Here is an 11,497-nt window from a genome sequence, read left to right as displayed (position 1 = left end):
CGGATGCTCGCCCGCCGGAGGCGGACGACGGCGACGACGAGCGGGCCGCGGTCGGGAACGAGGCGCTCGCGACCGCGACCCGGAACGTCGTCGACGACGCCGTGTGGTTCGCGACCGAGTACCGCGACGCGGTCGCGACCTATCGCGACGCGATCGCCGACGTGGTCGCCGAGATCGACGCCGTCCGCGAAGTCGCCGACGAGAACGACGCGGTGACCGCCGAGATGGCCGACCGGCTGGACGCCGCCGGACGCGCCGCCGCCGACCGCGCCGCCGACGCGCTGGAGCCGCACTTCCGCCCCGAGGCCCGGATCCGCGGTCGGACGCGACGCCACGTCGAGGCGCTCCGGACGGTCGCGCCCCGGAACGACGTGGACCGATTCCTGGAGGAACTCGACCGCATGCATCGGGGGTTCGCCGGGATGGGAACCGCGGTGTACGTCGCGGAGGCGTTCTCCCGGGACCCGATCCACAACCGCCTGCTCGACCGGTTGCTGTATCCGCTCCCCGACAACGACGAGCGGCGGCGGGAGCTCCGAACCGAGGCGTTCGTCGAGGTCGCGCTCGCGAGCCGCGGACTCGGGGCGTTCGCGCACGAGCCGTACGACGACGAGCGGTACGACCGCTCCGAGATTCCGCGGGTCTACGGCGGCGCGTTCGGGGCGGACCGCCGCGAGGAGCTCCGCGCCCGGCTGGGGCCGGTGCCCCGTTCCGAGGACCGGACGGAGGAGCTGTTCGTCGCGTTCGCGACTCGCCCGCAGGCCGGCGGCCGTCCGGGGCAGACGTTCGAAGGGTGGGCCCACGAGCTCGACGGGACCCCTCTGTACGTCCAGCGCTACCCTGACACCGAAACGGCGAGGGAGCGGCTGGAGGGGCTCCTCGCCGACGCGTCGACGGAGGGGCGCGCGCCGATCGATCCCGACGCGACCGCCGCCGGCTCGGACGTCTCCGGGAACGGGTCGAGCGACGGCGGCGCGGACGAAACGGTCGACGGCGGCAACACGAACGACTCGACCGACAACGGTCCCGCGCGCTGGCACCGGCTCTACCACGACGAGGCGGAGGGAGAGCGCTACGGCTTCGACGAGCACGCCGGAATCCAGTACGGCTACGTCGTGCGGGCCGGCGAGTTCCTGCTCGCGGCGGGGTTCTCCGGGGACGCGTGGGAGGAGCGCACCGGGTGGCACGGACGGCTGGCCGACGGGTGGGCGGTGGTCTGATGGACGCGAACGGAGTCGGCCTCACGGCGGCGGTGTTCGCTGTCGTCGGCGTCGGCGTCGGGCTGGTCGCCGCGGCCGGGACGGGCTGGGCCGAGACCGCGCTCGCGACCGCGGCGACCGGCGAGACCGCGCGGTTCGGCCCGGTGTTCGTCGCGCAGTCGTACCTCGCCGTGACCGTCGCCGCCTTGGTCGGCGCGCCGCTCATCGCGGGCGTCCTCGGCGTGCTCTTCGGATCGCGCGCGTACGACGTTCAGGGGGCGGCCGTGACCTCGGGGGTCGGCGGCGGGCTCGGCGCGCTGATCTACGGCGTCGTCGTCGTCGTCCTCGTCGTCGCCTCGCAGGGCGAGGCCGCCACGCAGGCGCACGGAATCGCGGACGCGCTCGGTCCGCTCCTCACGACCGCGGTCGTCGGCGCCGTCGTCGGCGCGGCGACCGGCGCGCTCGGATCGGTGACGGGGTGACAAGTGTGGAACAGAAATCAACCGATCGGTCGCTCGGCGACGAGGTGGGACACGTGACGCGCGCGCTCTCCCGGCGGCGGCTGCTCGCCGCGGGCGTCCCCGCCCTGCTGGCCGGCTGTCTCGTGGAGTCGGACGAGGGCGCGAACGGTGGCTCGAGAGCGGGATCCGACGCCGACGGAACCGGTTCCGAACCCGGCGAATCCGCTGGAGGTGACGGCTCCACGGACGGGTCGGGAGACGCGAGCGCGGGCGATTCGACGGCCGAACAGGCCGATGACGAACAGGCCGATGACGGACAGGCCGACGAGCCGGCCCCCGACGCGGTCGGACCCGACGCCGCCGGACTCGTCGTCACGAACACCGAGGTGCTCGGCGTAACCGACGATGGGTACGAGACGACCGTCGACGCCCGGCTCACCGTCGAGAACGCCGGGCGGTTCACTTACGGCACGGTCGAACTCCGCGTCGACGCGTACGCGACGCGCCCGAGTTCGTCCGAGCGCGACCCGGTCGGCTTCGCGTACGTCACCGAGCGGTTCTCGTCCGGAAATCGGTTTAGCGACGGGACCCGCCGCTTCGACGTGTCGATCTCCTTCCGGAGCCGGGAGACGAACGCTCGGCCCGATCCGGGCTGGTACGAGGTCGACGCCGCGGTGCGGACCTCCAACCCGATTTGAGCGGGTTCCTCGGCCGATCTCGGCACGTCGCCGGCCGCGGAACCGAGAGTCTCGCCGTGATCGCTACCTCTTTGTCCGCGCTCGCGAGCCGTGAGTGCATGGAGGGACGGGCAGCCGCGCTCGGCGCCGGCACCGTGTTGAACGCGCTCGCGACGGGCACCGGCGCGGCCTTCGGCATCGACGTCGAGACGCGCGCGAGCGTCTCGCTCGACCCGGCCGCCGCGGGCGTCGACGGGACCATCGCCGAGGACCCCGACGCGGACACCGCCCTGATCGAGCGCTGCGTCGCGCTCGCGACCGGCCGGTGGGGCGACGGCGAGGGCGGCACCGTCCGGACCGACAGCGACGTACCCCTCGCGGCCGGGCTCAAGAGCTCCAGCGCGGCCGCCAACGCGACCGTGCTCGCGACCTGCGACGCGCTCGGTCTGACGGTGGGCGATGACGATACGGATCCAGCGGTCGACGTCACCCGCCTAGAGGCCTGCCGACTCGGCGTCCGGGCGGCCCGCGATGCGGGCGTGACGGTCACGGGCGCGTTCGACGACGCGACCGCCTCGATGCTCGGCGGCGTGACCGTCACCGACAACGCGAGCGACGAACTGCGCTCGCGCGAGGCCGTCGACTGGGAGGTCCTCGTGTGGACCCCGCCCGAGCGCGCGTACAGCGCGGACGCGGACGTGGCCCGCTGCGAGGCTGTCGCGCCGATGGCGGACCTCGTGGCGGACCTCGCATTGGACGGTCGGTACGCCGAGGCGATGACCGTCAACGGGCTCGCCTTCTCGGCCGCGCTCGGGTTCGACGCCGACCCCGCGGTCGACGCCATGCCCCACGCGACGGGGGTCTCGCTGTCGGGGACCGGCCCGAGCGTCGTCGCGGTCGCGGACCCGACCGACCCCGAGACCGACCTCGACGCGGTCGCCGACGCGTGGGGCGATCGCCCCGGTACGCTGCGACGAACGACCACGAGAAACGACGGTGCGACCGTCGAGTGACCGCACCACCGACTACTCAGCGACCACACCACTACCATGAGTGACACACCGAACGCGGAGGACCGGAGCCTCGACGAACTGCGACACGAGATCGAGGACATCGACCGAGAGATCGTCGAACTGATCGCCCGCCGGACGTACGTCGCCGACACCGTGGCGGCCGTGAAAGAAGAGCGCGACCTCCCGACGACCGACGAGGGGCAGGAGGAGCGCGTGATGGAGCGCGCCGGCGACAACGCGGAGCGCTTCGACGTCGACGCCAACCTCGTGAAGGCTATCTTCCGGCTGCTGATCGAACTGAACAAGGTCGAACAGCGCGAGAGTCGATAGCTCGATATTCGATGATACAAGCCGTATAGAGCCTGTTTAGCCCTCGAAATTTCTTCCGATAGCTGCTCTTTCGATGCAGGCTCGATGAAAAATACCATTTCCGGTTTCGGTGGCTCCGAACGATGTGATAGTGACGAGGGGGGCAAGCGTTTTGACTCTGCACTCACAATGTACACATATGAGTTCCGAGTCCAAAAAGAAGCGCGTCCAGTTCCGTGCACCGAGGGGACTGGTAAACCGGGCCGACGCGCTCGCTGCGGTGTTCGAGACGGATCGGACGGACATCCTCATCTCCGCGCTTCGGGACTACTTGCGGGACGCCGCGCACTCCGACGAGGTGAAACAGGAGATCGCGGAGGCCTTCTACGACGACGACATCTCGTTCGAGGAACTGAAAGACCTCGTCGGGCACGAGGAGGCCGCCAACTTCCGACTGCTGAAAGAGCAACTGGCCGACGAATTCGTGGACGAGGTCGCGGAGGAGCTGGCCGACTCGTAGATGGTTCTGATAGTCGCCGACACGTCGGCTCTCGTAAGCCTCGGGACGGTGGCGGGCACCTCACCGAATCCACTCGACCTTCTCCTCGATTCGCACACCGTGGTCGTCCCAGAGCAGGTCGTCGACGAACTCACCGAGACGGCGTCCTACGACGACGCATCCGGTGAGGCGGCACAGGCGGTTCTCGACCGTCGCTCTGCCTTGGCGACTCGTTCCATCGAACTGGACGAGACGTTCCCGCTGGACGACGGTGAGAACGCGGCGGTCACGCTGGCGAACGATATCGACGCCGTGCAACTGCTCTGTGACGAGTTCAATCGACTTGCGCTCGTCCACGCCTCGCTGGCCGAGACCCGCCTCGTCACGACGCCCATCCTCCTCACCGCACTGGTTCGCAACGACGCGGTCTCGCCGGACGCTGTCGACGAGTTTTTGACCGAGATGAGTGACGCTCGCAGTTGGTCGTCGAACTCCTACGTCGAGCGGGCGCAGTCCACGCTTCGACAGCAACGCGATAACGAGCAACCCGATCCGAAGTGATCGACTCGTTAGACACCCGCTAGCCGATCGGAACGACTCTCCGTAGAGCAAGGGCACTTCATTTGAATATTCCACCGACAAGCGCCCTTTGTATCCTGAATTCTGTCGTATCGGACGTGTCGTTGGACACTATTCCAGAGGATCCATTATGGATTTCAGCGACTTGAACAAAGTTGAGCAGCGGGAGAGTCGGTGAGCGTGAAAATAACTGTTAGAGGACTCCTAGACGCGTATTAGCGAGTTAGTGAGTCGATTCGTGACGCTGCCTTGCGAATTTTGGACTCGATTAGCGGTCGGAAGATTCGATCACGTCTGTGACCCCTGAACTGGCGACGCATCCGGTGGATTGCTCCCTACCAAACAAGCGATCACACCCCCGTTCTGTCCGAAGGGATTTACCTCAGTCAGTCCTATTCCGGTTCATGGGAAGCCAGTTGACAGCGGATCGACGGTGAACGCCTCCCCAGCCTCGCGGTTCGCGCTCTCCGAGCGCTCACCGCGTTCAGTGAGAATCGGAGATTCGCTGGCAGTCGGCGCGTAGCGCCGGCGACCTCGCGCGTGCTCCTCGCGGCCTCCCGGCCGCTCGGAGGCACGCGCCGCCGCACCGGTCGCGTTAATTTTGGCGCGAATTGTGGTAGACGGCGACGGCTTCGAGCCAATTTTGAGCTGTCTCTAACGCGACATTGCTGAAACTATTCGCAAACGATGATGTTCGTCGTTCTATTTCCCAAAAGACACGTTCGATGGCATTCCGATTTCCATGTCGAATGACTTGAAATCGATAGCCGTCTTCAGCGAGGACTGATCCGATATAGTCTGCGTCATCGACGAGAAATTCGACATCGTTTAGCTGATAGCGCCGGTGTAGCTCGGTGAGAAACCATCGGGTTGTCTGCTTATTTGCGGTGGGATAGAGGCTCACGTGAAGGATCTCGTTCGTCTGTGGATCAACCGCGCCGTACAGCCAGAACTTCTGGCCGTGGAGACGGATCATCTTTTCGTCAACCGCGAGTTGATCCTCGGAAACGGTCGAGATTGGCTGTAGATCGGCTTTATGAACCCAGTTATGAATCGCAACGTGACTCCGATCGATCCCAAACAGTTCAAGATATTTACTTACCTCGCGTAGTGACATACCGGCCAAATGACAGCGAATGCCTACTTCAATCGCCCAGCGCGGCGTTCGATCTCGCTCCACAAACGACAAGTCGATCCACGCAGTACGTTCGCTGAGGCGTTCGATTTCGGCCATAGACACTCTGAAGTCGAGCGCCTCATCCTCTAACTTAACGCGACCCGGAGTCGACCGCCTGTTTTTAACTGTCGCCTCGGCGAACGGGAGGTATGTTCGACACGATCGTGGTCGCGACGGACGGCTCCGACAGCGTGCGCCGGGCCGTCGATGTCGCGGTCGATATCGCCGCCCGCTTCGAGGCCGAGGTCCACGCCGTCTACGTCGTCGACAGCGGCGAGGTCGAGTCCACGCCCGACGAGGTCCGCGAGGACCTCCGCGACGCGCTCGACGACCACGGCGAGGCGGCGCTCGAACAGGTCGCCGACGCCGCGACAGAGCGCGACCCCGGACTGGACGTGACCGTCGAGGTGCGCGAGGGGCGGCCGGCCGCCGAGATCTCGGAATACGCCCAGGACATCGACGCCGATATCGTCGCGATGGGCACCCGCGGGCGCCACGGGGAGAATCGGTTCCTCATCGGCTCCGTCGCGGAGCGCGTCGTGCGGACCTGCCCGATCCCCGTGCTCACCGTCCGGCAGCTCACCGACGAGGATCCGCGGCGAACGACGATCTGAGGAACGCCCCGAGAACGGCGGAGTTTTCCCGCTTCCGCCCGGGTCGACGGTATGGACGACGAACTCATCGACGAGGGGGATATCCCCCGCTCGCGGTACACGCGACTACCCGGCAAGGGCTTCTTCTACCCGGACTCGCTGGACGAGGAGCGCGCGGAGCGGCGAGCGAAGGAGGCGATCGAGGGCAGCGAGGCGGTCGTGATCGCCGACGGCGACGCCGACGGGCTCGCCTGCGCGGCGATGATCCGAGAGGCGTACGACGCCGCCCTCGACGTCGCCGACTTCGAGGCGGCCATCGCAGCGCGGCTGGCGGAAGCGGAGAGATCGGAGCAAGACAGCGACGAGGAGGCGGACGACGCGGACGACCCCACGGACGACGCCCACACGCGCTCGCCGGTCGGGCTGGTCGCGGCGGGGCCGTACTCGCTCGACACCTCGCTCGAACGCGCGCTCGCGTACGCCGACGACGACGTCGAGCTGTTCGTCTGCGACCTCTGTCCCGACGACTACGAGTGGATCGCGGAGCCGCTGGAGGCGCTCGCGGAGGAGGCCGCCTCGATCCGGTGGTTCGACCACCACCAGTGGGACGAGGAGACGGCCGCGGCGGTCCGGGACCTCGGGGTCGACCTCGTGGTCGGCGAGTCCGATGAAGAGTGTACCGCCGACGTGGCGCTGCGCTCGCTGGATCACGCGTTCGACGACCGGTGGGCCGAGCTGGCGGCGGTGACCCGCGACCACGACCTCTGGATCAAGGAGGACCCGCGCTCGGACGACTTGGCCGACTACTCCTACTGGGCCGGCGGCGAGGAGTACGCGACGGTCGTCGGCGCGTACGGCGCCGACCTCCCCGAGACCGTCGAGGCGTTCGTCGCGGACCGGCGGGTCGAGAAGGAGGCCCGGATCGACGCCGCCGTCGACCGCGCGGTCACCCACGAGGTCGGCGAGTGGACCGTCGCGGTGACGTACGGCCGCTGTTCGCAGAACGAGGTCGCGGAGGCGCTCCGCGAGGCGGGCGCCGACGCCGCAGTGATCGTCAAGCCCGCCGGCTCCGCGTCGATCCGCGGCTCCGAGGGCTTCCGGCACGCTCACGAGGTGGCCGGGAAGGTGAACGGCGGCGGCCACCCGCAGGCGGCCGGCTGCAAGCCGGACATCTACGACGACATGCTCGATTACGCCCACCACTGGACGACCGAGGGGCAGGCCTGCAAGCGGGTCATCCTCGCGGCGTTCGAGGCGGTCGCGGAAGAGGTCGCGGCGGCGAACGAGGAGTCGAGTGACGCGGCGGGGGCGGGCGACGGCGACGAGGACGACGAGTAGCGCGCCGGCGAACCGCACACTTTCATATCGACCGGCGGCCCCGTCTCTCGCATGGCGGACATCCTCGTGGCCGGCGAGACGCTGATCGACCTGCTCCCCGGGTCGGGAGAGACGCTCCGCGACGTCGACGGCTTCTCCCACCGGCCGGGCGGCGCGCCGGCCAACGTCGCGGTCGGACTCTCGCGCCTCGGCGCGGCGCCGACGTTCTGGACCCGGCTCGGCGGCGACCCGTTCGGCGACTTCCTCCGCGAGACGCTCGCCGACGAGGGCGTGTCGACGGCGGCGGTCGAGCGCGTCGACGGCAACACCACTCTCGCGGTCGTCTCACCGCCCGGCGCCGACGGGCGTCGTTTCCGCTTTTACGGCTCCGGGGACGTCACGTTCGGGTTCGAGCCCGAGTCGGTCCCGGTCGAGGCGCTGGCGTCGGCCTCGTGGGTCCACCTCGGCGGCGTCGCCCTGACGCACCCGGACGGCCGATCGGCGATGCGCGAGCTGGCCGCGGCGGCCGCCGAGCGCGACTGTGCGGTGTCGTTCGACGTCAACTACCGCGAGGACCTCGTGCCGGACGGCGAGCGCGACGCCGTCGTCGATGCGGTCCGCGCCATCATCGCCGACAGCGACGTGGTCTTCGCCAGCGACGAAGACGTGGCGGCGACCGGGCTCTCCTCCAGCGAAGGCGAGGAACTCGGTCCGGACCTGCTGGGGCTCGGACCGCACACCGCCGTCGTCACCCTCGGCGAGGCGGGCGCGGTCGTCACGAGCGCGGCGGAAGCACCGTGGGGGGAACGAACCGCCCGCCACGGCGGCTTCTCGGTCGAGGCCGTCGACGCGACCGGTGCCGGCGACGCGTTCACCGCCGGGCTGCTCGCCCGGCTCTCTGAGGCGAGTGGCGACGCCGATGTCGACCTCGACGACGCGGTCGCGTTCGCCAACGCGACGGCGGCGCTCTCGGTTCAAGAACGGGGCGGGATGACGGCGGGGCCCTCGAAGGACGGCGTGGAGTCGTTCCTCGCCGATCGTCGGTGAGCGGCGAGGCTCGTTTGTCGGCGGGAGACGGCGCGAACGCGGCGGCGGGTCCCGACGCCGGCCTAGTCGTTCCGGCCGTGAACGTACGTCTGGTCGTGGTCCGGAAACACCTCGTCGACGGTCTCCTCGCCGTGTTCCTCGGCGATGAGCGTCCGGAGCTCGTCCTCGTAGTCGGCCTTCGGCACCTCCTCGCTCGGCCCCTGCTGGACATCGAACGTCTCCGCGACGAGGCGGTCGACGGCGTGGCGGCCGAACCCCGACAGCGGGGAGATGTAGTCGACGCCGTGGCGGTCCTCGAGGCTCTGCGCCTGCGCGCGGGAGACCGTCGGCACCCGATCGTCCCGACGGGTGCCGTCGGCGACCGCGTCGACGTCGCGGCTCGCGATCGCCTCCAGCGCGTGCTCGTGGACCCGCTGGATCCCGTTGCGGGGGTAGCCGTCATCGAGCATGGTCGCGGCCGCTTCCTCCGCCACCTCGCGGTCGAGCTCGACGCGCTCGAACGGGAACCCCAGCTCCGCGGCCGCGCGCTCGGCGTGCTCCCAGTCGTCGGTGAGTCCGAAGCTACCGGTGACACAGCGGACGTCGTAGAACCGGTCGAGCAGGTGGGCGGCGAGCGAGGAGTCTTTCCCCCCGCTGTACAGGAGCGCGAGCTCCATCTATCGCCGCCGGATGTCGAAGCTCTGCTGGTCGGGCTGCAGTTCCTTCAGGAGGTCGCGCATCTGGTCCTCGTCGATACGCCCCTGAATCCGGCCGCTCTGGGCGAGCGCCGCGACCTGCTGTTTGACCTTCTCGCCGAACTCCGGCTTCGACATCTCGACCGCGTTGAGGCGCTGGCGGGCGCCGTCGGTCAGGTACTGCTTGAGCACGGCCTCCTGCTGGGCGTCGGCGCGCTCCTGGGCCTCGCGCTGGGCCTCGGCGTCGCCGCCGCCGCCCTGCTGCCGATCGCGGAGCTCCTCCATCTTCTTCTCTCGCAGTTCCTCCAGCCGTTCATCATCGGGATTCTCGCTCATACGAAGGCTTTCACGGCCCGCGCGAAAAACGATTTCGGAGGGGTCGGCGGTCGGGTTCCGTCGGTGCCGGGGGCTGGAGTCGGTCGTCTCCGACGGTCCGCGTGGCTTAAACGCCTCCTCGGCGTAGTCGCCGACAATGAGCGAGTCGCGGGAGTTCTGTCCGCGGTGCGGCGATCCGGTCCCGGAGCGGCGCGAGCCGCTCCCCGGCGAGCCGCGCGGACGAGACGCGCTGTTGTGTGACGACTGCTACTTCGAGGACTTCGATCTCGTCGACGCCCCCGACCGGATCGAGGTGTTGGTCTGTTCCGGCTGCGGGGCGGTCCGCCGCGGCGAGTCGTGGCGCGACGTCGGCGCGCGCGACTACACCGACGTCGCCGTCGACGAGGTCGCGGAGGCGCTCGGGGTCCACGTCGACGCCACGGACGTCGAGTGGGGCGTCGAGCCCGAGCAGGTCGACGAGAACAACGTCCGGATGCACTGCCGCTTCTCGGGCGTCGTCCGCGGGACGCTCCGCTCCGCGGAGGTCACCGTCCCGGTCAAAATCTCGCGCGGGACCTGCGACCGCTGCGGGCGGATCGCCGGGGGGTACTACGCCGGCACCGTGCAGGTGCGCGCGGACGAGCGCGACCTGACGCCCGCCGAACGCGCCGAGGCGCTCGACATCGCCGAGTCGTACGTCGCGGACCAAGAGGCGGACGGCGACCGCGAGGCGTTCATCACGGAGGTGAAAGAGACCGACGACGGCCCGGACGTCAAACTCTCCTCGAACCGCCTCGCGCAGAACGTCGCGACCCGGATCACCGACGCGCTCGGCGGGAGCTTCGAGTCGTACCCGACGCTCGTCACCGAGGACGGCGACGGCAACGAGGTGTACCGGGTGACGTTCGCGGTCCGGCTCCCCCGGTACGCCGAGGGCGAGGTCATCGACCCCGAGGACGGCGACGGCCCCGTGCTCGTCACGGGCGTCTCCGGGCGCCTGCAGGGCGTCAGGCTCGCGACGGGTGAGCCGTACACCTCCGAGTTCGAGGACGCCGAGGCCCCCGACGCGACCCGTCTCGGCACCAGAGACGACGCGGCGGAGACGACCGTTGTGACGGTGGAAGACGAGAACGCGATCCAGGTGCTCGACCCGGTCACCTACGAGGCGAAGACGGTCCCGAACCCCGACTTCGTCGACGGCGACGCCGACAGCGTGCTGGCGTTCGAGCACGGGGGCGACGTGCACCTCGTCCCCGAGGAGTAGGGCGCGGGCGTCACTCACCCGTTTAAAAATCGGCGCCGGTAGAATCCGCAGTGCGTGAGACGCCTTGCGCCGAGGAAGGATGCGACGGGAACAGTAGCGATCGATTTCGAGAGTCGGTGTTGCAGTTCGTCGGCAACGATGAGATATTTAAATGCTCGGGAGCGACTGCGTCGATCGTTTATAAAGAGCTGGTGCGGTGGCGTCACCGGCGCTACGCACCGGTTGCAAGCGAGAGCTTCGCTCTCGCCCCGCGCGTCTCCGAGTGGCCGGCAGGCCACGAGGAGCGCCGCGTGAGGGAGTCGCTGGCGGGTACCGCCGCCAGCGGCGAGGGGGGGGGGGGGGGGGGGGCGGGGGGGGTGGGCAGGGGCATATA

General features: G+C 69.0%; 14 protein-coding genes and 1 pseudogene. 12 read left to right on the top strand and 3 right to left on the bottom strand.

The features are described 5' to 3' along the window. From OQF71_RS11590 to OQF71_RS11560, 7 genes are all read left to right on the top strand, one after another. On the top strand, positions 1–1,220 hold a 1,220-nt coding region (locus tag OQF71_RS11590; protein WP_280587852.1), incomplete at its 5' end, for a hypothetical protein. Continuing rightward, complete coding sequence (locus tag OQF71_RS11585; RefSeq protein ID WP_280587851.1) at positions 1,220–1,681, top strand: hypothetical protein; 462 nt, start codon at positions 1,220–1,222, stop codon at positions 1,679–1,681. The genes OQF71_RS11590 and OQF71_RS11585, both read left to right, overlap by 1 nt. Positions 1,682–1,686: 5 nt before the next feature. After that, complete coding sequence (locus tag OQF71_RS11580; RefSeq protein WP_280587850.1) at positions 1,687–2,358, top strand: hypothetical protein; 672 nt, start codon at positions 1,687–1,689, stop codon at positions 2,356–2,358. Positions 2,359–2,456: 98 nt separating this feature from the next. After that, positions 2,457–3,350, top strand: a complete 894-nt coding sequence (locus OQF71_RS11575; RefSeq protein WP_280587849.1) for a shikimate kinase — start codon at positions 2,457–2,459, stop codon at positions 3,348–3,350. Between the two features lie 36 nt (positions 3,351–3,386). Further along, the gene (locus tag OQF71_RS11570) at positions 3,387–3,680 is read left to right on the top strand and encodes a chorismate mutase (protein ID WP_280587847.1); all 294 of its coding nucleotides are present in this window, start codon (positions 3,387–3,389) and stop codon (positions 3,678–3,680) included. A 178-nt stretch (positions 3,681–3,858) separates the two neighbouring features. Continuing rightward, positions 3,859–4,179 (top strand): hypothetical protein, encoded by a 321-nt coding sequence (locus OQF71_RS11565; RefSeq protein ID WP_280587846.1) that lies wholly within the window; start codon positions 3,859–3,861, stop codon positions 4,177–4,179. After that, positions 4,180–4,719 (top strand): hypothetical protein, encoded by a 540-nt coding sequence (locus OQF71_RS11560; RefSeq protein WP_280587845.1) that lies wholly within the window; start codon positions 4,180–4,182, stop codon positions 4,717–4,719. Positions 4,720–5,332: 613 nt separating this feature from the next. On the opposite strand, the gene OQF71_RS11555 is transcribed toward OQF71_RS11560, so the two are convergent. Then, positions 5,333–5,971: an IS6 family transposase gene (locus tag OQF71_RS11555; RefSeq protein ID WP_280587844.1), complete on the bottom strand. Its 639-nt coding sequence runs from the start codon at positions 5,969–5,971 to the stop codon at positions 5,333–5,335. 92 nt (positions 5,972–6,063) lie between these two features. Here OQF71_RS11555 and OQF71_RS11550 point away from each other — a divergent pair, with 92 nt between their 5' ends. The 3 genes from OQF71_RS11550 to OQF71_RS11540 are packed head-to-tail and all read left to right on the top strand — an operon-like array spanning position 6,064 to position 8,871. Further along, positions 6,064–6,528, top strand: a complete 465-nt coding sequence (locus tag OQF71_RS11550) for a universal stress protein (RefSeq protein ID WP_280587843.1) — start codon at positions 6,064–6,066, stop codon at positions 6,526–6,528. A 51-nt stretch (positions 6,529–6,579) separates the two neighbouring features. Next, positions 6,580–7,845: a phosphohydrolase gene (locus tag OQF71_RS11545; RefSeq protein ID WP_280587842.1), complete on the top strand. Its 1,266-nt coding sequence runs from the start codon at positions 6,580–6,582 to the stop codon at positions 7,843–7,845. Positions 7,846–7,896: 51 nt separating this feature from the next. Then, positions 7,897–8,871, top strand: a complete 975-nt coding sequence (locus OQF71_RS11540; RefSeq protein WP_280587841.1) for a PfkB family carbohydrate kinase — start codon at positions 7,897–7,899, stop codon at positions 8,869–8,871. A gap of 62 nt (positions 8,872–8,933) precedes the next feature. On the opposite strand, the gene OQF71_RS11535 is transcribed toward OQF71_RS11540, so the two are convergent. Together OQF71_RS11535 and OQF71_RS11530 are read right to left on the bottom strand one after the other, a co-directional pair. Next, a complete protein-coding gene (locus tag OQF71_RS11535; RefSeq protein WP_280587840.1) occupies positions 8,934–9,527 on the bottom strand; it encodes an asparagine synthase-related protein in 594 nt (197 codons plus the stop codon). Then, a complete protein-coding gene (locus OQF71_RS11530; protein ID WP_280587839.1) occupies positions 9,528–9,881 on the bottom strand; it encodes a DNA-binding protein in 354 nt (117 codons plus the stop codon). It lies immediately after the preceding gene. Positions 9,882–10,017: 136 nt separating this feature from the next. Between OQF71_RS11530 and OQF71_RS11525 the strand changes: the two genes are divergently transcribed. Together OQF71_RS11525 and OQF71_RS11520 are read left to right on the top strand one after the other, a co-directional pair. Beyond that, positions 10,018–11,124 carry a 60S ribosomal export protein NMD3 gene (locus OQF71_RS11525; RefSeq protein WP_280587838.1) on the top strand — a complete coding sequence of 369 codons (1,107 nt, stop codon included), beginning with the start codon at positions 10,018–10,020 and terminating at the stop codon, positions 11,122–11,124. Positions 11,125–11,174: 50 nt separating this feature from the next. Continuing rightward, positions 11,175–11,497 (top strand): annotated as a pseudogene (locus tag OQF71_RS11520) (hypothetical protein); the annotation flags it as partial.

This window comes from Halorubrum sp. Boch-26 (assembly GCF_029889805.1).
Lineage (GTDB): Archaea > Halobacteriota > Halobacteria > Halobacteriales > Haloferacaceae > Halorubrum.
This window is presented reverse-complemented; position numbering and strand designations above follow the sequence as displayed.